Below are 22,579 nucleotides of genomic sequence, written 5' to 3'. Positions count from 1 at the left end.
TTACAGGTCCATCAGTTCGTCGAGCCCGACGGTCAGGCCCGGCCGGGTGCCGATCTGGCGAACGCCGAGCAGCACACCCGGCGCGAACGAACTGCGATCGATCGAGTCGTGGCGGATGGTCAGCGTCTCACCCTGCGTGCCGAGGAGGACCTCCTGGTGTGCGACGAGACCGGCGAGTCGGACAGAGTGCACACGCACGCCGTCGACAACGGCCCCCCGCGCACCGGGGAGTTCCTCGGTCGTGGCATCTGGGCTCGGCCCGACGCCCGCCTGCGCACGCGACTCGGCGATCAGCGCCGCCGTGCGATATGCGGTGCCCGACGGCGCGTCGGCCTTATGCGGATGGTGTAGCTCGATGACCTCGACGGAGTCGAAGAAGCGTGCGGCCTGCTGCGCGAAACGCATTGACAGGACGGCTCCGATCGCAAAGTTGGGTGCAATCAGCACCCCGACGCCAGGCGCGTCGGACAACCACTCGCGCACCTGCGCAAGACGTTCCGCCGTGAAACCTGTCGTACCGACGACCGCGTGAATTCCGTTCTCTATCAAGAACTTCAGGTTATCCATGACCACACTGGGATGCGTGAAGTCGATGACGACGGAGGTGTCTGTGTCGACGAAGGCAACGGGATCGTCGCCCTTGTCGACGCCGGTGGTGAACACGAGATCCTCGGCGGCCTCGACAGCGTCGACCATGGCCTGCCCGACCTTGCCCCCGCTGCCGAATACGCCAACTCTGATCTCGTCGCTCATCGGTGCTCCCTCTTCGTGCGTGCTCGGTCGAACATTCTTGTCCGAGTCTAGTGGGCGGCACTTTCGTGCCCACCCTCAGTAGATCGGCGCATCGCCACGCTGGTGGTCGAATACCAGCGACGTCGTGGTCCCTGCGACCTCGCGTCTGGCATTGAGCATCTCGACGAACGTGCGCAATGCCTCCGTGTCGGCGGTCGCGACGTGCAGCAGGTAGTCGTCGGCACCTGCGAGAAAGAAGACGTCGATCACCTCGTCTCGCTGTGCGATCTCGCCGACGAACTGGCGGATCTGCCCGCGAGCATCCGACTGCAAGCTCACGGCGACCATCGCTCGCAACGGCCGTCCGACCGCAGCCGGATCGACGTCGGCGAAGAATCCGCGGATCACACCGGCGTCGACGAGCCGTCGGAGGCGCCCGTGCGCTGTCGACGCCGCGATCCCCACTCGTGCCGCGAGCTCACTGTTGGGGATGCGCGCATCGAGTTGCAGGACACGCAGCAGTTCTCGATCGGTCGCGTCGAGCTCGACTGCCCGAACATCCTTCGGCGTGGCGGCCATCACAACTCCTCGATATGACGATTCTTCATCCAGATACACAATCTACAGAACTTTCCTCATCAATGTTGTGCGCTTGTCGACGTTCCTTCACGCTTGAAGGTGTTCAGCGCAGAGCAGCGCCTCCGCAGCGCCACCACGTGACCACCACCCCAAAACTTTCTTAGGAGTTCCCGATGCGTATCGGCATCCCCACAGAGATCAAGAACAACGAATACCGCGTCGCCATCACGCCCGCCGGTGTCGCCGAGCTGACCAAGCGCGGCCACGACGTGATCATCGAAGCAGGTGCAGGCCTCGGGTCCGCCATCGACGACGCCGACTTCAAGGCCGCGGGCGCACAGATCCTCGACACCGCGGCCGCGGTCTGGGAGCAGGCCGACCTGCTCCTCAAGGTCAAAGAGCCGATCGAGGCCGAGTACGGACTCATGCGCGAGGGCCAGACGATCTTCACCTACCTGCACCTCGCGGCCAGCCGCCCGTGCACCGATGCGCTGCTGGCTTCCAAGACGACGTCGATCGCCTACGAGACCGTCCGCGCCGCCGACGGCTCGCTGCCCCTGCTCGCCCCGATGAGCGAGGTCGCCGGCCGACTCGCTCCCCAGGTGGGCGCCTACCACCTCATGCGTTCCGAAGGCGGCCGCGGCGTGCTAATGGGCGGCGTCCCCGGCACCGAACCCGCCGACGTCGTCGTCATCGGTGCTGGTGTCAGCGGCGTCAACGCCGCGACCATCGCGATGGGAATGGGCGCACAGGTCACCGTCTTCGACCTCGACATCGCCAAACTTCGCGCCGTCGACGCCCGCTTCGGCGGACGCGTCCACACCCGCTACTCGACGTCGCTCGCACTCGCCGAGGCCGTCAAGCAGGCCGACCTCGTGATCGGTGCGGTGCTCGTCCCCGGCGCGAAGGCACCCGTGCTCGTCCCCAACAGCCTTGTCGCGCAGATGAAGTCGGGCGCGGTGCTCGTCGACATCGCTATCGATCAGGGCGGCTGCTTCGAAGACTCGCGGCCCACCACCCACGACGACCCGACGTTCACCGTGCACGACACCGTGTTCTACTGCGTCGCCAACATGCCCGGCACCGTCGCCCGCACATCGACGCAGGCGCTCACCGGTGCCACGCTCCCCTACGTGCTGCAGCTCGCCGACAAGGGCTGGGAAAAGGCTTTGGCTGACAACGCCGCACTCGCAGGCGGCCTGAGCACCCACGCCGGCGCGTTGTTCAACGCCGAGGTCGGCGCAGCGCTCGATATCCCGGCCGAGCAGAACCCGTTCGCCACCAACTGACCACGACCTCCATCGCGAGACCGCCGGACCCGAGATCGCCTCGGGCCCGGCGGTTGTCGTATAAGCCGCGCCCGCAACTCAGGACGCGAGCAGGGCATCGATCCCGTTGGTCGTCACGACGGCGCCCAGAATGATCAGCACGGCACCGACGATCACTGAGTTGTATCGCGTGATCACCTCGTCGACCCGCGCCAGCGTCGGTCCTGCGCGGTCTCCCGCCAACTGCGTTGCCACGGTGGGTGCGGCCACTCCGATGCTGCCGACGAGGACGAACACGACGATTCCGACGACCTGAGCTCCGATGTTGTCGGTCGCCTCGGCGACGGCGACACCGGCCGCGACAGCGAGGAAGAGGTTTTTGGGGTTCAGCGCCGCCATTCCGATGCCGAAGGCGAAGACCGTTGAACCGCGCATACGCTCGATCGACTCGTACCACGACGCCACGTCGCCCTTGTTCGGGTTCCGCCACGCGCCGTACCACTTCCAGACGCCGAGGCCGAGGAGGATGACGCCCACGACGACGCCGACCACGCCGCCGACGGTCCCCGTGTCACCGGCGATGGACACCAGGTCGGCAACAGCGACCACCACCCCGCAGACGATTGCGAGCCCGAGAATCCAGCCGAGCAGAAAGCTCCAACCAGCCCCCACCGACCGTCTGATCACCAGCGCCATGCTGACCATCACCAGTGGCGCCGACGCCATCAGTAGGCCGAGTGCAATGGGTAGGACGTCGACTGCCGCGCGAATCACCTGAGCAACATAACCGGACTGCGGCTGCAATGCCGACACTCGGGGGTGCAGCGCGATGGACCGCGTCGCTGACAGACACCAGTCACCGGGGCAATCACCAGGACAGCACTGTGGTCGCGGCGGCCTTTCCCTCGTGGAAACGACGCTCGGTCAGGTCGCCACGGCCGTCGCGTCCCATCCGCAGCACCGACGAGGCGCGGGTGCCGTAGCCATCCATGTCGACGAACATCGCTGAGAGCTCGTGTTCACGCTCGGGGTCGATGCCCGTGTCCGGCAGTCGCGCAGGGTCGGCCAGGCGCCGATCGTCGAGCATCGCAAGGTAGTCGTCCGGCAGCGCGCCCGGCTCGGCCGCGACGTGCTGGAACCGTCGAACACCATCGGTCACCTTGGGCCAGTCGCTGTCGAGCACGCCATTCGACAATCCGTGCCAGCCGGGCGCCACGGCCCTCGCCTCGGGCACGGGCGCATTCGTCGCCCACCAGACGTCGACGCCGTCGGCCACCAGCAGGTTGACCGGCGCGTATTCGTCGGCGTGTCGCACAAGATGCTCCGCCGCTTCCCGCGGGGTGGCCTCACCGACGAGGAAGTCGACGGGCAGGTCGCCGCGTGATCGTTTGTCCGGCAGCACTTTCGGCTCGCCGATGCGCACATTCGTCACCGCCGCCATGCGTCGTGGCGACGTCGTCGACACACCCATCCAGGTGCCGCCCGCCGTTAGATCACGACCGCCGATGATCGGGGCATCGGCCCACCGGTGAATCCCCTCGGTCGGTCGCGAGTAGATCTCGTCACGATTGGCGGCCAGGAGAAACTCGTATCTCGGGTCGGCGTCGACGGCGAACAGAATCAGACACACCGCGCGCGACCCCTTGTCACAGAATTCATTACGTCGAACCTACCGGCAGATAGTGCGCGCGGTTGGCGGCCCGACGCTGCACCCCGGCGATCTCGCGTACGGCCTGCGCGACCATGCTTCGATCGAGCGGCGACAATCGCTTCATGTCCAGCACGTCGCTCACGTCCTCACCCCGATCGAACTGTGCGACTTGGTAATTGAGCCGTATCCGTTGCAAGATCTCGAAGACCTCGATCAGGGTGTCGGCCTGGTCGTCGGACAATAATTCGGTTCCCGACGCGGCGCGTAACCGACCTCGGGTGTCGAGTTGCGTCGACCCCACCGACAACGCCGCCCAGCGGGCGAAGTTCACCAGGGGACCGATCGCATGTTCCTTGATGTCGAAGTCGTCGCCTCGACGAGTCAGCACATCGCGCATCGACCGCATCTTCGCTCTGGTGGCAAGAGCTTCCGACAGCAGGAGGTTCAGCGTTCCGCGATGGCGTCGAAGGTCGGCGAACACCTCGCCGACCGCGGGGAGTCCTTCATCGCCCCAGATGGGACGGGCGTCGATCAACAACGACGTGAGGATCATGCCCTTGTTCTCCAACGGCTCGGCGAGCCACCGTTCCGCTGCCGCGCGCCATTTCGCGTGAGTGCGCGAGAACAACGGCATCGAGGCAATCGCGCCGTTGTCGTCGACGGCCATACCCGCTCCGCGGAGCACGGTGTCGACCTCGCCGAAAGCCACTCGATAGGCCTGCACCTGCTCGTCGCTGACGTCGTCGGAGAACGAGGCGGCCGAGTCGATGTCGGAACTCAACACTGTCTCCCGACGAGCGTTGCTGCCCAACGACATCCACGTCAGCTTGGTCGGGTCCAGCTCCGGATGTGAGGCGAGGACGAGTTCGAGCGCACGACGGACCACAGCATCGACGACAAGAGAAGCCATAGTGGTGACCGAGTGTGCGGGTTGCTCGCGGCGGACCAGATCAGCGATCAGGTACGGCACCCGCGACGCACGCTCCTGCAATTCGACGACGTCGCGCGCGCGTGAGATCTGCTCGCGCAGAGCAACACTCGGCCCTCCGGGTGCTGCCACGAAGTCCGACGGTGCGACGACTCCGCGCACCACTCCCCCCGCGTCGACGACGGGCAGTGCCGTCAGGTCGTTTTCGAGAATGGTGGTGAGCGCATCGGTGGCTGCGACGTGCGGCGCGACCACGGTTGCGCGTCGCTGCGTCAGCTCTGTCACCGGGGTATCGAGCGACGCGCCCGCCGCGACCACTCGCTCACGGATGATCGCGTCCGTGAGCACTCCGAAACCGCCGTCGCGCAACGGGATCAGCACGTGGTCGCGATTGCGCTCGGTCATCAGTTGGGCCGCCTCCCGCACCGACATGTCGGCCGTGCCGACAACCGGGGCGGAGCGGATGAGGCTCTCGACGGTGTGGTCGACCGATCCGGCAGGCTCACGCCGGTGCGCGACGGTGAGTTTGTCTGCGAAGGCGCCGACCCCGCCGGCCTCACCACCACGCTCATCCTCCGCCATCGTCACTCCCCCTCACCGAATTCCTCGCGAACATACGAACGTGTCCACACCGACGACGGCGGCCCGCCGTCCACTCCATTGTGGACGACGGGCCGTCGAGTTCTCGCGGCGAGCGCCGCGGCGTCAGCAGATCAGGCGTCTGCCGAAGCCTTGTCGTCGGACTTCTCCGCATCGCTGCCGGACTTGTCGCTGTCGTCGACGGGGACGAGGCTGATCTTGCCGCGCTCGTCGATGTCGGCGATCTCGACCTGAAGCTTGTCGCCGACCTTGACGACATCCTCAACCTTGTTGATGCGCTTGCCCTTACCGAGCTTGCTGATGTGCACCAGACCGTCGCGGCCCGGCAGCAGCGACACGAACGCGCCGAAGGCGGTGGTCTTCACCACGGTGCCCAGGAAGCGCTCGCCCACCTTGGGCAGCTGCGGGTTGGCGATGGCGTTGACCTTGTCGATCGCGGCCTGCGCCGAGACGCCGTCGGCAGCACCGATGAACACGGTGCCGTCGTCCTCGATCGAGATGTTGGCACCGGTGTCCTCGGTGATGCCGTTGATCGTCTTGCCCTTGGGGCCGATCAGCTCGCCGATCTTGTCCATCGGGATCTTGATGGTGGTGATCCGCGGGGCGTACGGGCTCATCTCGTCGGGCTCGTCGATGGCCTCGGCCATGACGTCCAGGATGGTCAGACGCGCGTCCTTGGCCTGGCTCAATGCGCCGGCCAGCACCTTCGACGGAATGCCGTCGAGCTTGGTGTCGAGCTGCAGCGCCGTGACGAAGTCCTTGGTGCCCGCGACCTTGAAGTCCATGTCGCCGAAGGCATCTTCGGCACCGAGGATGTCGGTGAGCGCGACGTAGCGGGTCTCGCCGTCAACGGTGTCGGACACGAGGCCCATCGCGATGCCCGCGACCGGAGCGCGCAGCGGCACACCGGCATTGAGCAGCGACATGGTCGACGCACAGACCGAACCCATCGAGGTGGAACCGTTGGAGCTCAACGCTTCCGAGACCTGACGGATCGCGTACGGGAAGTCCTCGACGCTCGGGATCACCGGCACGAGGGCACGCTCGGCGAGCGCGCCGTGGCCGATCTCGCGACGCTTGGGCGATCCGACGCGACCGGTCTCACCGGTCGAGTACGGCGGGAAGTTGTAGTGGTGCATGTAGCGCTTCGACGTCTCGGGTCCGAGCGAGTCGATCTGCTGCGCCATCTTGACCATGTCAAGCGTGGTGACACCGAGGATCTGGGTCTCGCCGCGCTCGAACAGTGCCGAACCGTGGGCGCGCGGGATCACGGCGACCTCGGCCGAGAGCGACCGGATATCGGTGATGCCGCGACCGTCGATACGGAAGTGGTCGGTCAGGATGCGCTGACGCACGAGCTTCTTGGTGACCGAGCGGTATGCCGCGCCGATCTCCTTTTCACGACCCTCGAACTGCTCGCCGAGCGAGGCGAGGATGTCGGCCTTGAGCTCGTCGGTCTTCTCGTCGCGCTCCTGCTTGCCCGGGATGGTGAGGATCTGCGAGAGACGCTCGGTGGCAGCAGCCGAGACGGCGTCGTAGACGTCGGACTCGTAGGCCGGGAAGAGCGGGAACTCAGCGGTCTCCTTGGCAGCAGCCGCGGCGAGCGACTTCTGTGCCTCGCAGAGACGAGCGATGAACGGCTTGGCAGCCTCGAGGCCCTCGGCGACGATGGCCTCGGTCGGTGCCTGCGCGCCGCCTGCGACGATGTCGATGACGTTGTCGGTTGCCTCGGCCTCGACCATCATGATCGCGACGTCGGCGTCATCGCCTTCTCCGACGATGCGGCCGGCGACGACCATGTCGAAGACTGCACCTTCGAGCTGCTCGACGGTCGGGAACGCCACCCACTGGCCGGCCTTGTTCTCCTCGGTCGGGATGAGCGCGACACGCACGCCACCGACGGGGCCGGAGAACGGCAGGCCCGCGAGCTGGGTCGACGCCGATGCCGCGTTGATCGCGACGACGTCGTAGAGATCCTTGGGGTCGAGGCTCAGGACGGTGACGACAACCTGGATCTCGTTGCGCAGGCCGTCGACGAACGACGGACGAAGCGGACGGTCGATCAGACGGCAGGTCAAGATCGCGTCGGTCGACGGACGGCCCTCACGGCGGAAGAACGACCCGGGAATGCGTCCCGCGGCGTACATACGCTCTTCGACGTCGACGGTGAGGGGGAAGAAGTCGAAGTGCTCCTTGGGGTGCTTCGACGCCGCTGTCGTCGACAGCAGCATGGTCTCGTCGTCGAGGTAGGCGGTTACCGAACCGGCTGCCTGCAGGGCGAGACGTCCGGTCTCGAACCGGATGGTGCGGGTGCCGAAGCTGCCGTTGTCGATGACGGCCGTTGCCTCGGTGATCGCGTCGTCGAACTCCTCGACGACCTCAGTGGTGGTGACATCTGTCATGTGGGCTATGAATCCCTTCGTGCCGGTCGCATTCGACGCGACCGTGGTGGTGGCCGCTCATAGCGACCCGAATATGCGGATTGGGACCAGGAGCGACAGACTGACGTGCGCTCCCGATGAACTGCGCGAATGAACTCGCGCACCGGGGCGCGCGTAGCGCCACTACCGGCCCAGAACATCGCGCGAAATGGCCACTGCATGCCAGGGCCGCCCTAGTGCGACCCGTGGGTGCTCAGACGGCCTTCGATCGAAGCGGTCGGAATCATCTGGCGATTCCGGCGGCCACTACCGAGGACCGATCTGACTCTGCGACATGTGTGTGAGCACACAAATCTGCAACGTTCCGCTTGTCAGCCTATCATCGCGGCCCCTGAGACCAGGAAACGACGACACCGAAAAACAACGAACCGGCCACCTCCACGTGGGAGATGACCGGTTCGTGAGTTCGCGTGTCGCTCAGCGACGGAAACCAGGGTCGCTCAGCGACGAAACGTCGAGGTCGCTCAGCGACGCAGGCCGAGGCGCTCGATCAGCGAGCGGTAGCGTGCGATGTCGACCTTGGCGACGTACTTGAGCAGGCGACGGCGACGGCCGACGAGAAGCAGCAGACCACGACGGCTGTGGTGATCGTGCTTGTGCTCCTTGAGGTGCTCGGTGAGGTCGGTGATGCGCTTGGTCAGCAGCGCGACCTGGGCCTCGGGCGAGCCGGTGTCGGTCTCGTGCAGGCCGTACTCGGTGAGGATTTCTTTCTTCTGCTCGGCAGTCAATGCCATGGAGATACTCCTGTTGTTTCAGTCCCGCGTCATCTGTGACCAGCGGCAATCCCACCCGGGATCGTCAACGCTGATTCGGTGCGCCACCGCGGACTGCAGCGGCACCGACATGTCAGGTTACCAACCGCGCAGGTCCCAGCCCAAATCGCGCCAAAGCGTCCGTGGTCCTACGAACCGCTCTGGGTCGCGGCGAGGATGCCTCGGGTCTTGTCGACGTCCCCGCTCATCGCGGTCAGCAGATCGTCGATGCTGTCGAAATTCTCCATGCCGCGGATTCTGTCGACGAAGTCGACGGCGACGTGCTGACCGTAGAGGTCGGCCGTGGTGTCGAGGACGAATGCCTCGACAGTCCGCGTACGCCCGGAGAACGTCGGGTTGGTACCCACCGACACAGCCGCCTGGTAGCTCTCCCCCGGAATCACCTGGCCCACGACCGGTCCGGGCCCGAGGACCGTGAACCACGCGGCGTACACCCCGTCAGCCGGAATGGCAGCGTACATCGGGGGTGCGACATTGGCTGTGGGATAACCCAATTCGCGCCCACGTCCGTCACCGCGAACCACCACACCCTCGACGCGGTGGGGTCGTCCGAGTGCTTCAGCCGCGCGCTCGACGTCGCCCGCAGCAACGCACGAGCGGATGTAGGTCGACGAGTAGGTCACCGCGTGCTCGCCGAACAGCGAGATGGCCTGCACCTCGAACCCGAAACGCTGACCGAGCTCTGTGAGCTTCTCGACGTTGCCCGCGGCCTTCTTCCCGAAGGTGAAATTGGCACCGACCACCACCTCGGCGGCATGCAGGCTCTCGACGAGAACGTTGTGCGCGAAGTCCTTCGGAGAACGCGACGCCAACTCGGGGGTGAACGGCATCACGCAGAACACGTCGATCCCCAGCTCCTCGGCCAACTCGGCTCGACGAGTCAGCGTCGTCAACTGTGGTGGGTGCGTTCCGGGGCGAACCACCTCGGCGGGGTGCGGGTCGAACGTCATCAACACCGACGGAATGCCGCGCTCGGCCGCCGCAGAGGTCGCGGCGTGAATCAACTGGGCATGTCCTCGATGCACGCCGTCGAACACACCGATGGTGACCACACACCTGCCCCAATCCGCGGGCACCTCGTCCAGACCTCGCCATCGCAACACGCCGACAAGCCTACGGCGACCGACGCCGGTGAACCAGCACCCGCGCCCGCCCGATGCCGATCCGAAGGCGCATCGTGAATCACGCACGTCCACACAGTGAATCGCGGCATGCCACCACACCAATGACAGTTGTCCATGCCGCGATGGCGCCGGGTTCGGTCGGCCATGGGGCTTCGGCGTCGGTAGGCGGGGCTAAGCTCGTTTCATGCCTCAAACCCGAGCTGCCGGTCCCGATACGTCCGTGGCCGAGTTGTCGACGGTCACCCAGGACTACCTCAAGGTCATCTGGACCAGCCAGGAGTGGGCCGAGGTCAAGGTGACCACCAAGATGCTCGCCGACAAGATGGGCGTATCGGCGTCGACGGCGTCGGAGGCCATCCGCAAACTCGCCGATCAGGGCCTAGTCTCACACGAGCGGTACGGCGCAGTCACCCTCACCGACGAGGGTCGGGCGGCCGCGGTGCTGATGGTGCGACGCCACCGTTTGATCGAGACATTCCTCGTCCGCGAACTCGGCTACGGGTGGGATGAGGTGCACGACGAGGCCGAGGTCCTCGAGCACGCGATGTCCGACCGCTTCATGGCGCGCCTCGACACCAAACTCGGTCATCCAGACCGTGATCCGCACGGCGACCCCATCCCGCGTGTCGACGGCTCGATACCCGCACCGGAGGCGTTCTCACTCGCCGATCTCGACACGGGTGAGGGCGGCAGGATCGCACGAATCTCCGATACCGATCCCGAGGTGCTCCGCTACTTCGACCAACTCGGAGTCGCTCTGGACTGCGTGGTCCACGTCTCCGAGAAACGTCCGTTCGCCGGCACGATCTCGATCTCGATCGACGGCGCCGAGCCGATCGTGCTCGGCGACATCGCCGCTCGCGCGATCTTCCTCGTCGCCGAGCACTGAACACGACGCACTGTCAGGAGCGCGTCAAGCCACGCGTCGCTATCGCAGCGTTGCCGGCCGCACGACCATCACAGAACTCGCCCGACGCCCCTTTTCCTGCACCAGCGCGATGGCCTGCCCGGCCGGGTCGACAACCACGTAGATGCCCTTGCGCCCGATCGGCGTCAACCACCGTCCCTGACTGATCGATTCGGCCTCGTCGTCGTCGATATCGCGGTGCGGGAAGGAGATCAGGGCAGCCTCGTCGATCGTGAGACTGAGCTCGGGACGCTCAGCCAACTGCTCGAGGGTCCGTGCGTGTTCCAATGTGAACGGCCCCACCGCGGTTCGACGCAGCGCGGTCAGGTGTCCCCCGACTCCGATTGCCGCGCCGAGATCGCGTGCGAGAGAGCGGATGTAGGTTCCTGCGGAACAGTCGACGACGACGTCGAGGTCGACGAACTCCCCCTCGTCGCGTCGAGCCAACACGTCGAATCGCGAGACGGTGACCGGCCTCGCGGCGAGCTCGAACTCCTCGCCGGTCCGTGCCAGCGCGTGCGCGCGCCTGCCGTCGACCTTGATCGCGCTGACCTTGGCAGGCACCTGCTCGATGTCGCCGGTGAGTGTCGCGACCGTTGAAGCGATCTGCTCGTCGGTGATCGACGACGCGTCGGCGCTCGAGATGACCTCGCCCATACGGTCGTCGCTGTCGGTTGCGGCGCCCAGGCGGATGGTCGCGGTGTACGACTTGGTGGTCAGTGCGAGCAATCCGAGCAGTTTTGTCGCCCGCTCGACGCCGACCACGAGCACTCCGGTCGCCATCGGGTCGAGTGTGCCCGCATGGCCAACTCGCCTGGTGTTGAACAGTTTTCGGCAGCGAGAGACCACATCGTGACTCGTGATGCCCTCGTTCTTGTCGACGATGACCAATCCGGCGTTCTCGATCGATGAGTCGGCCATGTCAGCTCATCACGATCGTCGTGGTGATGTAACCGTCGTCGACCAGCCAGCGTCCGGAGAACTCGGTGATCGGTGTTCCCCCGTCGATGACCGAGCCGTCGATCAGGATTCGGGAGCGGAAGGTACCCATATTTTCCGCGGTCTGCTCGAACGTGATGTGCGCATCCTCGAAGCCGAGCCATCGTTGGGTCAGCGGGAACCACGCCTTGTAGGTTGTCTCCTTGGCGCAGAACAGAAGTCGATCCCAGTGCAGTCCCGACGGCCGCTGCGCGATGACGTCGCGTTCGGCAAGAATGCTGGTGTGCTCGAGCACGCCGTCGGGCAGCACCTCGTGCGGCTCGGCGTCGATCCCCAGCGTCCTGACGCCCATCGCGTACGCGACGATGGCGGCACGATATCCGTCGCAGTGTGTCAGGCTGCCCACGATCTGGTTCGGCCACAACGGCATTCCCTTGTCGCCGCGCATGATCGGCGTCGGCTCGATCCCGAGCTGGCCGAGCGCCTGACGGGCGCAGTGACGCGCCGTGATGAACTCACGACGACGCTTCTCGACGGCGCGCGAGATCAGCGATTCCTCGGCGGGCATCGGCTCGAGACCCGGTGGGTCGCCGAAGGATTCGGCGGAGGCGACGCCGGGTGGGAGGAGTCGTTCGATCACTGGTCGCCCTCCTGACCTGAGCTCGTCTGACCCGAGCTTCGCTGTGCTCGACGCTGCGCCACGCGTTCGGCGAACTCGCGGGCACGCTCGGCATAATCCGGTGGCAGCGTGAAGCGCGCGCCGTGATCGGGTAGATCCTGTTCGCGCACACCGGGATCGGGTGCGATCTGACGTAGCAGCGGTTCGGGTAGGCCGCGTCGCTTCCACTCGCGCGGGTATCCGACCGACACCTCCTCGAACCGCACGTCGTCGTACCAGGTGGTGCGCGGGATGTGTAGATGTCCGTAGACGCTGCATGCGGCGTTGAACCGCGTGTGCCAGTCGGCGGTGAGTTCACTTCCGCACCACAGTGCGAATTCGGGGTAGAACAGCGCGTCGGTCGGTTCGCGCCGCAGCGGCCAGTGATTGATCAGGATGGTCTTCTCTGCCGGGTCGAGTGCCTCGAGACGCTTGCGTGTCGACTCGATGCGGGCCCGCCCCCACGCGTCACGGGTCGGGTACGGCTCGGCGGACAGCAAGAACTCATCTGTCGCCACCACGTTGCGTTCCCGTGCGACAGCGAGCGCCTGCAGCGCCGTCGAGGTGCCCTCCGGGCGGAACGTGTAGTCGTAGAGCAGAAACATCGGCACGACGCGGACGGGTTCGCTGCCATCGCCCGCGTCGAACAGCGGGTAGATGTCTTCCGGCGTGACAACCCCGATGTCGCGGCACGCCTGGACGAGGTAGTCGTAGCGCGCGACACCGAAGATCTGCAGCGGGTCCTTGGCGGTGGTGTAGAGCTCATGATTGCCCGGCACCCAGATCACCGTGTCGAATCGAGCCTTGAGTCGACGCAGGGTGTCGATGATGTCGTCGGTGCGTTCGGACACGTCGCCGGCGACGATCAGCCAATCGTCGGGAGCCGACGGTCGAATCTGGTCGACGATGCTCTCGTTGCCGCGGTGCGCGACGTGAAGATCGCTGATCGCCCAGAGTGTAGCCACGAGGATCCATCGTGCCAGATGGCCGCGGCGCCACTGTTTTCAACCGAATGAATCACCGGTGACCCACTCGATGTGGCGTTCCACCTTGTGTCAGGATGCGCACGTGTATCCGAGCCAACCCCAGCCGCCTGTTGCACAGCCGCCTGCTCCCCCGAACATGCCCGCGTACCCGGCGTATCGCCCGCGACCTCGATCCCGCACGCCTATCGGCAACCGCGGGCCCTGGTGGGCACAAGCCCTGGTCAGCGCGGCGATCGGGGGATTCTTCTATGTTGTGATCTGCACGCTCCTAGTCATTGTGGCCGAGTTCGGGTCGCGCGATTGGTGGAGAGTCGGCGTCTGGACGTTAATGGCCCTGTTTTTCGTGGGCGTTCTCGCGGTGTGGGCCCGATCCACTCCGCAACGAATCCTTGGTCCCGGCGCCGCCCTGGTGTTCCTGGGATTGCAACGTGTACTCGACGTATTGTGGGCCGTCGGCGGCCCGCGCCTGTACAGGGACTTTAGCCACGACACTATTGCCCTGTGGTCGAACACCGCCAACGGACTAGCCATCTTTGGCGTCGTGGTCGGGTGGTCGGTCGCACGCCGAAGAACCGCATTCGCACTGATCGGCGTTATCCCGGCGCTCGCGCTGAGCGCCGCAGGCGTATGGGTCGAGGGTGCAGTCAACTATCCGGAGTCACTTATCACGACCTGGCTTCTCAACGGCACCGTATACGTCGGTTTTTGTGTGCTCGGCATCCTCAGTGTGTGGGCCTGCGACGGAATCGGCCTCGCCATCCGACGCGGACGCACTCAGAGCAGACCGCGACCTGCGTACCCACAGCCCGGCTTTTGAGTGGTCGCCGCGCGACCCGTCGACATTGGTGCCGTCGGCTATCCGCGCTCGTGTCCGACCCGCTGCCACCGGCCCGATCGAATCCGCCGCACGACGGTCAGCATGCGGATCACCATGAACACCACGAGGCCGGTCCAGATGCCGGCCAGCCCCCAGTCGAAGGCCAGCGACAGCCAGATCAGCGGTAGGAATCCGACGAGCGCTGCCACCAACGTCGCAGTACGTAGGTAAGCGGCGTCGCCGCTGCCCAGGAGCACGCCGTCGAGCGCGAACACGACACCCGCGATCGGCAGCATGGCGACAAAGAACCACCAGGGCGTGCCGATGGCGTCAAGCACACGGGCGTCGCTGGTGAACAGCCTCGGCAGCACGCCGGCGCCGAGGGCGAAGACCGCTGCCATTGTCGACGCAGCCACCACCGAGACGATGGTGACCCTGCGGGCGACGTTCTGCGCCGCTGTGACCGCACCCGCCCCGAGCGCGGCACCGACCAAGGCCTGAGCCGCGATGGCCACCGAGTCGAGGAACAGCGACATGAACTCCCACAGTTGAAGTGTCAGCTGATGAGCGGCGACGGCGGCCACCCCGAAGCGGGCGGCAACGGCAGCCGCCGAGAGAAAGCACACCTGGAACGAGAGGCTGCGCGCGACAAGGTCGCGCGCCATCACGAGTTGGGCCCTGATCACGGCCCATCGAGGACGTAGCGCGCGACGCCCGCCGTCGGGAAGTACCTCACGGAGGAGTCGCACCGCGAACAGCAGACCGGTGATCGACTGTCCGACGACGTTGGCAACTGCGCTGCCCTGCAAGCCGAGCCGCGGGAAGAACCACAGCCCGTGCACCAGCCCAACCAGCAGAACCGCCCCGATCGACAATCCGATCACGACGTACACGACCGGTCGACGGGTCTCCTGGACGCCACGCATCCAGCCGTTGCCCGCCATCGACACAAGAATGAGCGGCACGCCGAAGCATGCGATTCGCAACCACGACGTCGCTTCCGCCGCAACGTGACTCGCATCCGGACCCGACGTGCCGACCATGAGTCGCATCACCCACGGCGCGAGCGGATAGATCACGGCGACGATCACCGCACCGACGCCGAGCGCGAGCCACGTCGCCTGCACGCCCTCTCCCACCGCACCCGCGCGATCGCCCGCGCCGAACCGTCGAGAAGATCGCGCGGTTGTCCCGTACGAGAGAAAGGTGAGCTGGGTGCTGATCACGGAGAGCACCAGAGCGCCGACGCCGAGCGCGGCCAGTTCGTCGCCGCCGAGGCGTCCCACGACGGCGAGGTCGAGGAGTAGATACAGCGGCGGCGCGGTCAGCACCGCAAGCGCCGACACCGACAACACGGCGATTCGGCGTATCCCCGTGTCCGGGGCGCTCGCCTCGGCGTCGGCCGGTCGGGCGGGCTCGGTCAGAGCAACCCCACCAGCCGGTCGACGACCTCAGACGCGCTCCCGGTATCGCTGTACCCGGAGGCGTGTCGATGTCCGCCACCGCCGAGTGCGCGTGCGATCGGAACCAGATCGACCGAGGCCTTCGACCGCAACGAGACCGTCCAACTCTCCGGTTCGATCTCCTTGAACACCGCCGCGATCTCGGCGCCTGCCGTGGTTCGCACGATATCGATGATGCTCTCGGATTCTTCCCAGCTCATGCCGACCATCGCGTCGTGATCGACGACGGCGTAGACGAGTCCCGCACCGTCGGCTGCTTCCGGGACGAACGTCGCCGAAGCCAACACCCCGGCCACCATGGACAGCCACGAGAAGGGGTGGGTGTCGAACAGCGCCCGACTCCACCGTCGACCGTCGACTCCGCTGTCGAGCAATCGCGCCGCGACCCGAAACGAATCGGGGCGCGCCCATTTGAACGACCCCGTATCTGTCGCGAGACCCGCGTACAGGCACGTCGCGATGTCGGCGTTCAGCGGAACGTCGAGTTCGTCGATGAGTCGCAGGACAAGCACCGCGGTGCAGTCGGCGTCGGGGTCGACGAAGTCGAGGTCGCCGAAACCCCCGTTGGACATGTGATGATCGACGACGACCGATGTGACCGCACGCTCGAAGACCGCGGCCAGTTCGCCGAGCCGATCAGGTCCGGCCGCGTCGACCGACACCGTCACGTCGTGACCCTTGAGCGCATCGGGTTCGACGAGCAGATCCCGCGCCCCCGGCAGGTCGCGCAGGGCAACGGGCAGGCTCTCGGGACCGGGATAGGACACCTCGACGTCGAGGCCGCGTGTCTTCAACGCAAGCCCCAGCGCGAGTCCACTACCGATGGTGTCTGCGTCGGGTCGCACATGGCAGAGAATCGTCACCGCCGATGCCCCTCCGAGGGCATCTGCGATCGCCGCAGTGGAGGCAGTGGTCACCCGCGTGAACCGTCCTCGCTGTCTTCGTCCTTGCTTCGATACGGGTCCGCGTCACCGGCGGGTTGCGCTTCCTTCGCCTGACGCGCGACGAGTTCGTCGTTGGCACGTGCGCGTGCCACGAGTTCTTCCATGTGCCGCGCGGCGTCGGGAACGGTGTCGAGGACAAAACTCAATGTCGGGGTGAAGCGCACGCCTGTTCCGGCGCCGACCTTCGAGCGGAGAATCCCGGTCGCCTTGGCGAGTCCCGCGGCAGCGGCCTCGTAGTCGGGTTCGGCGTCGATCGATTCGCCCATGACGGTGTAGAAGACCGTCGCGTCGTGCAGGTCGTTGGTCACCTTGGTATCGGTGATCGTGACGTGGGCCAGCCGCGGGTCCTTGATGTCGTGGGCGATCGACGACGCCACGATCGACGAGATCCGCTTGGCCATTCGCTGTGCCCGTGCCGGGTCAGCCATGGGATGTCCTTCCTCCAGAATCGAACCAGCGAGAATCGAACCACTGAGAATCGAACCACGCACTGTGAATGAGGAACGTACTCCCCTTCCGGGGCCGTCGAGCACCAAGTGCCCTCGGGCTCCGGAAGGGGAGCGTGTTCGACGATCCGCGCGTCAGTCGCGCGGCTTCTCCTGCAACTCGTAGCTCTCGATGACGTCGTCGACCTTGATGTCGCTGTACGTCAGCGTGAGACCACATTCGTAGCCTTCGCGAACCTCGGTGACGTCGTCCTTCTCGCGTCGCAGCGACGAGATCGTGAGATTCTCGGCGACCACCACGTTGTCGCGAAGCAGACGCGCCTTGGCGTTGCGGCGGATGAGACCGGACTGCACCAGGCAACCGGCGATGTTGCCGACCTTCGAGCTCTTGAAGATGGCGCGGATCTCGGCGCGGCCGAGTTCCACCTCTTCGTAGATCGGCTTGAGCATGCCCTTGAGCGCGCTCTCGATCTCGTCGATGGCCTGGTAGATCACCGAGTAGTACCGGATGTCGACGCCCTCGCGGTTGGCGAGCTCTGTGGCCTTGCCCTCCGCACGGACGTTGAAGCCGATGATGATCGCATCCGACGCCGCAGCCAGGTTGACGTTGGTCTCCGTCACGCCACCGACACCACGGTCGATGACGCGCAGCGACACCTCGTCACCCATGTCGATACCGAGCAGCGCCTCTTCGAGCGCCTCGACGGTACCTGCGTTGTCGCCCTTGAGGATCAGGTTCAGCTGGCTGGTTTCCTTCAGCGCCGAATCGAGGTCCTCGAGGCTGATCCGCTTGCGGCTACGTGCGGCCAGCGCGTTGCGCTTGCGCGCGTTGCGCCGGTCGGCGATCTGCCGGGCGGTGCGATCTTCTTCGACGACGAGCAGGTTGTCACCTGCACCCGGCACCGACGTGAAGCCGATGACCTGGACGGGTCGCGAAGGCAGAGCCTCGTTGACGTCGTCGCCGTGCTCGTCGACCATGCGTCGCACACGACCGTAGGCATCGCCTGCCACCACGGAGTCGCCGACACGCAGCGTTCCGCGCTGGACCAGCACCGTAGCCACTGGTCCGCGACCGCGGTCGAGGTGCGCCTCGATGGCGACACCCTGGGCGTCCATGTCGGGGTTGGCACGCAGATCGAGCGACGCGTCGGCGGTCAGCAGCACCGCTTCGAGCAGCTGCTCGATGTTGGTGCCCTGCTTGGCCGAGATGTCGACGAACATCGTGTCGCCGCCGTACTCCTCGGGGATCAGCCCATATTCGGTGAGCTGGCCGCGGATCTTCGACGGATCGGCGCCTTCCTTGTCGATCTTGTTGACCGCGACCACGATCGGCACATCTGCTGCCTGCGCGTGGTTCACGGCCTCCACCGTCTGCGGCATGACGCCGTCGTCGGCGGCGACCACGAGGATCGCGATGTCGGTCGACTTTGCACCACGGGCACGCATGGCGGTGAACGCCTCGTGACCCGGGGTGTCGATGAACGTGATCAGACGATCGTCGCCGTTGAGGTGCGTATTCACCTGGTAGGCACCGATGTGCTGGGTGATGCCACCGGCCTCGCCCTCACGCACATTCTCCTTACGGATGGTGTCGAGCAGGCGGGTCTTGCCGTGGTCGACGTGACCCATGACGGTGACCACCGGCGGACGCTGTTCGAGATCCTCTTCGCCGCCCTCGTCCTCGCCGTAGGAGAGATCGAAGCTCTCGAGGAGTTCGCGATCTTCGTCCTCCGGGCTGACGACCTGGACGTTGTAGTTCATCTCCGAGCCGAGCAGCTCCAGCGTCTCGTCGTTGACCGACTCGGTCGCCGTGACCATCTCGCCGAGGTTGAACAGCGCCTGGACCAGCGATGCCGGGTTGGCGTCGATCTTGTCGGCGAAGTCGGACAGCGAAGCGCCACGGGCGAGACGAATCGTCTCACCGTTGCCGCGCGGCAGCCTGACGCCACCGACGGCCGGAGCCTGCATCGAGTCGTACTCTTGCCGCTTCTGACGCTTGGACTTGCGACCCTTGCGGGGTGCACCACCCGGACGTCCGAACGCACCGGCTGCGCCGCCACGACCGCGACCGCCGCCACCGGGGCGTCCGCGGAAGCCTCCGGGAGGACCTCCCGGTGCGCCGCCGGGCGCGCCTCCGCCGCCACCGCGATAGCCTCCGCCACCGCCGCCACCGCGACCGCCCGGTCCGCCGCCGCGGCCTGGTCGGCCTGCGTCGGGACGTGCCGCACGACTGGGCATGGCACCCGGGTTCGGGCGAGGGGGCATGTTGCCCGGATTCGGGCGAGGTCCGCCCTGACCCGGTGCGGGACGTGCTCCGGCGCCGCCGGGACCGGGGCGTCCTGCACCCTGACCTGGTCGGCCCTGTGTCGGACGTCCGCCACCCGGGCGGGGTCCGCCCTGGCCGGGTCCGGGACGTGGTGCCGCCGGGCGCGGAGCTGGTGCGGGAGCAGACGAATACGGATTGTTTCCGACGCGAGGCGCACGCGGACCGGGCTTGGGCCCGGGACGTGGACTCGTCGGCGCCGGCGCGGAAGCCTGAGCTGCCGCGGGCGTCGGCTTCTGTGCCGGCGCCGGGGTGGGCGCGGCGGCAGGTGCCGGGGTGGCTGCAGGCGCGGGCGCTGGTGCCGACTGTGCGGCGGCAGGCGTCGGTGCTGGTGCAGGTTTCGGAGCCGCCGGCTTGGGGCCGGGGCGAGCTGCGCCGGGCTTGGGCGCAGCAGAGTTGTCACGAGCCGCGGCACCCGGCTTGGGTGCTGCCGACTTCGTGGAGTCGTTCTTGGTTGCTCCCCCGTTAGCTGCGGGGAAGGATTCGCGGAGTCGGCGGGCCACGGGGGCCTCGACGGTCGACGACGCGGATTTGACGAACTCGCCCTGTTCTTTGAGACGTTCGAGCACTTGCTTGCTCGTCACGCCAAGTTCCTTAGCCAGTTCATGCACGCGGGCTTTGCCTGCCACTGCTCTCCTCACTTGGAGGCCGAGCGGCTTGCCCGCCACGGCCTCGGATTACGTCCGATACGTGCTCATCGTGGTGACTTCACGGTGTGCTCATGTCTTCTGCTACCTGTTCTGGCCCGTTAGGGCCGCTCTCGTCCGTGCTGTCTCCCGAGCGGGTGTACAGCACTTCTTTGAGGTCGGACTGGTCTACGACCAGTCCCGGACTCCTCAGCGCCCGGGCAAACGCGTGGCGTCGAACCGCGGCGGACACGCAGTCCGCCATCGGATGCAGCCAAGCACCTCGCCCAGGCATGGTCTTCGCGGTGTCGACCGCGATCCTCGGGCCGCTCGCGCCGGTGACGACGACGACACGGACCAGATCTGGGATGCCGGCTCGTTGCCGACATCCCAGACACATACGGATCGGACCTTGCGGAGAATGACTCTCGGGAGAATCGTTCCGCGGACCGGACCGGTCACCACCATCGGAAGCGTGTCCACAGGGGGCGGCCGGCCGCATTCGCGTGACCATCGATCAGTCTAGCGCGCCGAGCACCGAACTGGACAACCGGACCTCATGACGCGCGTCCGGTGCCCGGCCCGCCCGCCTGTCCGGCGGGTGCACCGGGAGCGTCGTCGGCGTCGGAGCGGATGTCGATTCGCCAACCCGTCAGTCGAGCGGCCAGGCGAGCGTTCTGACCTTCCTTACCGATCGCGAGCGAGAGCTGATAGTCGGGCACCACGACACGCGCGGCTTTCTGTGCGCCGTCGACGACCTCCACCGATACGACCTTCGCAGGCGACAGTGCGTTCCCGACGAACACGGCGGGATCGGTGTCGTAGTCGATGATGTCGATCTTCTCGCCGGACAACTCGCTCATCACGTTGCGCACGCGCTGCCCCATGGGACCGATGCACGCGCCCTTGGCGTTGAGTCCGCTGACACCGGTGTGCACGGCGATCTTGGAGCGGTGACCCGCCTCGCGCGCCACGGCGACGATCTCGACCGATCCGTCCTCGATCTCGGGGACCTCGAGGGCGAACAGTTTGCGGACCAGGTTCGGATGGGTGCGCGACAGCGTGATCTGCGGCCCGCGCGGGCCACGCGAGACCCCGACGACGTAGCACTTGATGCGCTCGCCGTGTTTGTAGCTCTCTCCGGGCACCTGCTCAGCGGGCGGGATGACTCCCTCCGCACTGTTGGCGTCGCTACCGATCTGCACGACGATCATGCCGCGTGCGTTGGCGCGGGCGTCCTGCTGGACGACGCCGCCGACGATCTCGCCCTCGTGGGTGACGAAATCGCCGAAGTTCTTCTCGTTCTCCGCGTCCCGCAGACGCTGCAGGATGACCTGACGGGCGGTGGTGGCCGCGATCCGACCGAATCCCTCGGGGGTGTCGTCGTACTCGTGGACGACGGTGCCGTCCTCGTCGACCTCCTGGGCCATCACCCGGACCGCCCCGCTCTTGCGATTCACGTCGATGCGCGCGTGCGGCGCGAACCCGTCGGTGTGGCGGTATGCGGTGAGCAATGCGGTCTCGATGGCGGTGATGACGGTGTCGATCGAGATTCCCTTGTCGGCCTCGATCATGCGCAGTGCATTGATGTCGATGTTCATTGGGCGCTCCTATTCACTTGTCGGCTGCTATGGAATTTTTCGGCTGTGTCGTTCGGTTCTGAAGTCAGTTTTTGTCGCCCCGGTTTGTCTCGTCGGCTGCGTTGTCGAGTCGCTACGAGGTGACGGTGTCGCGACGTTGCGCGATCTGTTCGTCGTCGAGGCCGCACAATCGCAGTTCGGCGACTCCCGGCCGCGAGAAGTCGACGTCGACCACGGCGCGTGTGACCGCGTCGAGCTCGACGGCGCGCACCCGGAAACGCCCGCGGTCGTTGCTCACGATGTCGACCCGGCCGTCGTGCAACGGTCCGACCCTGCCGGCGACACGGGCGGGCCCGTCGTCGCCCGTGAGATCGATGAGCACCTTGCGTCCGGCAGCGCGACGCCACTGGCGTTCGGTCGTGAGCGGCCTGTCGACGCCGGGTGAGGTGACCTCGAGCGTGTCGATGTCGGAGTAGGCGGGATCGGCGTCGAGCGCGTCCGACAGTTCGCGACTGAGGTCGGCGAGCTCGTCGAGAGAACCTCCCCCGTCCCGATCGACGATCACGACGACAGCGTCGCCGTCCGCACCCTGGGTGACCGCGACGTCTTCGACGTCGAATCCACGGTCGGCGACAAAGGTGTCGACGAGTGTGCGGAGTTGTCGTGTATCGATGCTCATTGCTCCCCTCACTCCTCGTCTTCGCTTGCCGCGCAGCGTGTTCAGTTGCGTTCGTAGCCATCGGTCGGCTTTCGCGACGATTGCTCTGCCGCATCCGACGGCACCCCATTCTAGT

General features: G+C 66.2%; 21 protein-coding genes. 3 read left to right on the top strand and 18 right to left on the bottom strand.

Annotation, left to right across the window (positions count from 1 at the left end; genetic code table 11):
* Complete coding sequence (gene dapB, locus RND64_RS09615) at positions 1-753, bottom strand: 4-hydroxy-tetrahydrodipicolinate reductase (RefSeq protein ID WP_049697137.1); 753 nt, start codon at positions 751-753, stop codon at positions 1-3.
* Positions 754-828: 75 nt separating this feature from the next.
* Positions 829-1,311, bottom strand: coding sequence for an Lrp/AsnC family transcriptional regulator (locus tag RND64_RS09610; protein ID WP_005204483.1), 483 nt, complete (start codon positions 1,309-1,311; stop codon positions 829-831).
* A 173-nt stretch (positions 1,312-1,484) separates the two neighbouring features.
* Between RND64_RS09610 and ald the strand changes: the two genes are divergently transcribed.
* Positions 1,485-2,600, top strand: a complete 1,116-nt coding sequence (gene ald, locus RND64_RS09605; RefSeq protein WP_049697136.1) for an alanine dehydrogenase — start codon at positions 1,485-1,487, stop codon at positions 2,598-2,600.
* A gap of 78 nt (positions 2,601-2,678) precedes the next feature.
* Here the strand turns inward: ald and RND64_RS09600 are convergent, their stop codons facing one another.
* From RND64_RS09600 to RND64_RS09575, 6 genes are all read right to left on the bottom strand, one after another.
* Positions 2,679-3,353 carry a GAP family protein gene (locus RND64_RS09600; RefSeq protein ID WP_152929971.1) on the bottom strand — a complete coding sequence of 225 codons (675 nt, stop codon included), beginning with the start codon at positions 3,351-3,353 and terminating at the stop codon, positions 2,679-2,681.
* A 94-nt stretch (positions 3,354-3,447) separates the two neighbouring features.
* Entirely contained in the window at positions 3,448-4,209 is a 762-nt protein-coding gene (locus tag RND64_RS09595; protein ID WP_049697134.1) for an NRDE family protein, read from the bottom strand.
* 28 nt (positions 4,210-4,237) lie between these two features.
* Positions 4,238-5,740: a putative nucleotidyltransferase substrate binding domain-containing protein gene (locus RND64_RS09590; protein WP_049697469.1), complete on the bottom strand. Its 1,503-nt coding sequence runs from the start codon at positions 5,738-5,740 to the stop codon at positions 4,238-4,240.
* Positions 5,741-5,871: 131 nt separating this feature from the next.
* A complete protein-coding gene (locus RND64_RS09585) occupies positions 5,872-8,160 on the bottom strand; it encodes a polyribonucleotide nucleotidyltransferase (RefSeq protein ID WP_049697133.1) in 2,289 nt (762 codons plus the stop codon).
* 503 nt (positions 8,161-8,663) lie between these two features.
* The gene (gene rpsO, locus RND64_RS09580; RefSeq protein WP_005204469.1) at positions 8,664-8,933 is read right to left on the bottom strand and encodes a 30S ribosomal protein S15; all 270 of its coding nucleotides are present in this window, start codon (positions 8,931-8,933) and stop codon (positions 8,664-8,666) included.
* 167 nt (positions 8,934-9,100) lie between these two features.
* Positions 9,101-10,075 carry a bifunctional riboflavin kinase/FAD synthetase gene (locus RND64_RS09575; protein ID WP_039855079.1) on the bottom strand — a complete coding sequence of 325 codons (975 nt, stop codon included), beginning with the start codon at positions 10,073-10,075 and terminating at the stop codon, positions 9,101-9,103.
* A gap of 205 nt (positions 10,076-10,280) precedes the next feature.
* Here RND64_RS09575 and RND64_RS09570 point away from each other — a divergent pair, with 205 nt between their 5' ends.
* A complete protein-coding gene (locus RND64_RS09570) occupies positions 10,281-10,985 on the top strand; it encodes a metal-dependent transcriptional regulator (RefSeq protein WP_005204465.1) in 705 nt (234 codons plus the stop codon).
* Positions 10,986-11,024: 39 nt separating this feature from the next.
* On the opposite strand, the gene truB is transcribed toward RND64_RS09570, so the two are convergent.
* The 3 genes from truB to RND64_RS09555 are packed head-to-tail and all read right to left on the bottom strand — an operon-like array spanning position 11,025 to position 13,565.
* Complete coding sequence (gene truB / locus RND64_RS09565; protein WP_331436610.1) at positions 11,025-11,924, bottom strand: tRNA pseudouridine(55) synthase TruB; 900 nt, start codon at positions 11,922-11,924, stop codon at positions 11,025-11,027.
* 1 nt (position 11,925) lies between these two features.
* Complete coding sequence (locus tag RND64_RS09560) at positions 11,926-12,582, bottom strand: 4'-phosphopantetheinyl transferase family protein (protein WP_331436609.1); 657 nt, start codon at positions 12,580-12,582, stop codon at positions 11,926-11,928.
* Complete coding sequence (locus RND64_RS09555) at positions 12,579-13,565, bottom strand: metallophosphoesterase family protein (protein ID WP_331436608.1); 987 nt, start codon at positions 13,563-13,565, stop codon at positions 12,579-12,581. The genes RND64_RS09560 and RND64_RS09555 overlap by 4 nt, the downstream gene beginning before the upstream one ends.
* Before the next feature lie 58 nt (positions 13,566-13,623).
* Here RND64_RS09555 and RND64_RS09550 point away from each other — a divergent pair, with 58 nt between their 5' ends.
* The gene (locus RND64_RS09550; protein WP_331436607.1) at positions 13,624-14,403 is read left to right on the top strand and encodes a hypothetical protein; all 780 of its coding nucleotides are present in this window, start codon (positions 13,624-13,626) and stop codon (positions 14,401-14,403) included.
* A 38-nt stretch (positions 14,404-14,441) separates the two neighbouring features.
* Here RND64_RS09550 and RND64_RS09545 read toward each other — a convergent pair whose 3' ends face one another.
* The 7 genes from RND64_RS09545 to rimP form a co-directional block, all read right to left on the bottom strand.
* Positions 14,442-15,755, bottom strand: coding sequence for an MATE family efflux transporter (locus RND64_RS09545; RefSeq protein ID WP_442903974.1), 1,314 nt, complete (start codon positions 15,753-15,755; stop codon positions 14,442-14,444).
* 68 nt (positions 15,756-15,823) lie between these two features.
* Positions 15,824-16,783: a DHH family phosphoesterase gene (locus tag RND64_RS09540; protein ID WP_331436605.1), complete on the bottom strand. Its 960-nt coding sequence runs from the start codon at positions 16,781-16,783 to the stop codon at positions 15,824-15,826.
* Complete coding sequence (gene rbfA, locus RND64_RS09535; RefSeq protein WP_064869920.1) at positions 16,780-17,238, bottom strand: 30S ribosome-binding factor RbfA; 459 nt, start codon at positions 17,236-17,238, stop codon at positions 16,780-16,782. The genes RND64_RS09540 and rbfA overlap by 4 nt, the downstream gene beginning before the upstream one ends.
* Positions 17,239-17,391: 153 nt before the next feature.
* Entirely contained in the window at positions 17,392-20,208 is a 2,817-nt protein-coding gene (infB, locus tag RND64_RS09530) for a translation initiation factor IF-2 (protein WP_331436604.1), read from the bottom strand.
* Between the two features lie 79 nt (positions 20,209-20,287).
* A complete protein-coding gene (locus RND64_RS09525; protein ID WP_331436603.1) occupies positions 20,288-20,605 on the bottom strand; it encodes a YlxR family protein in 318 nt (105 codons plus the stop codon).
* Between the two features lie 157 nt (positions 20,606-20,762).
* The gene (nusA, locus tag RND64_RS09520; RefSeq protein ID WP_331436602.1) at positions 20,763-21,806 is read right to left on the bottom strand and encodes a transcription termination factor NusA; all 1,044 of its coding nucleotides are present in this window, start codon (positions 21,804-21,806) and stop codon (positions 20,763-20,765) included.
* A 112-nt stretch (positions 21,807-21,918) separates the two neighbouring features.
* Entirely contained in the window at positions 21,919-22,464 is a 546-nt protein-coding gene (gene rimP, locus RND64_RS09515) for a ribosome maturation factor RimP (RefSeq protein WP_331436601.1), read from the bottom strand.
* Between the last annotated feature and the right edge of the window lie 115 nt (positions 22,465-22,579).

The organism is Gordonia sp. w5E2 (assembly GCF_036540975.1).
GTDB classification, from domain to species: Bacteria; Actinomycetota; Actinomycetes; order Mycobacteriales; family Mycobacteriaceae; genus Gordonia; species Gordonia jacobaea.
This window is presented reverse-complemented; position numbering and strand designations above follow the sequence as displayed.

Bases quoted from the DNA above. Each gene is read 5' to 3' on its own strand.
- truB (WP_331436610.1), bottom strand. From the start codon at position 11,924: ATGGCCGACTCATCGATCGAGAACGCCGGATTGGTCATCGTCGACAAG.
- rimP (WP_331436601.1), bottom strand. From the start codon at position 22,464: ATGAGCATCGATACACGACAACTCCGCACACTCGTCGACACCTTTGTC.
- rbfA (WP_064869920.1), bottom strand. From the start codon at position 17,238: ATGGCTGACCCGGCACGGGCACAGCGAATGGCCAAGCGGATCTCGTCG.
- RND64_RS09590 (WP_049697469.1), bottom strand. From the start codon at position 5,740: ATGGCGGAGGATGAGCGTGGTGGTGAGGCCGGCGGGGTCGGCGCCTTC.
- ald (WP_049697136.1), top strand. From the start codon at position 1,485: ATGCGTATCGGCATCCCCACAGAGATCAAGAACAACGAATACCGCGTC.
- RND64_RS09525 (WP_331436603.1), bottom strand. From the start codon at position 20,605: ATGTGTCTGGGATGTCGGCAACGAGCCGGCATCCCAGATCTGGTCCGT.
- RND64_RS09570 (WP_005204465.1), top strand. From the start codon at position 10,281: ATGCCTCAAACCCGAGCTGCCGGTCCCGATACGTCCGTGGCCGAGTTG.
- dapB (WP_049697137.1), bottom strand. From the start codon at position 753: ATGAGCGACGAGATCAGAGTTGGCGTATTCGGCAGCGGGGGCAAGGTC.
- RND64_RS09585 (WP_049697133.1), bottom strand. From the start codon at position 8,160: ATGACAGATGTCACCACCACTGAGGTCGTCGAGGAGTTCGACGACGCG.
- RND64_RS09610 (WP_005204483.1), bottom strand. From the start codon at position 1,311: ATGGCCGCCACGCCGAAGGATGTTCGGGCAGTCGAGCTCGACGCGACC.
- rpsO (WP_005204469.1), bottom strand. From the start codon at position 8,933: ATGGCATTGACTGCCGAGCAGAAGAAAGAAATCCTCACCGAGTACGGC.
- nusA (WP_331436602.1), bottom strand. From the start codon at position 21,806: ATGAACATCGACATCAATGCACTGCGCATGATCGAGGCCGACAAGGGA.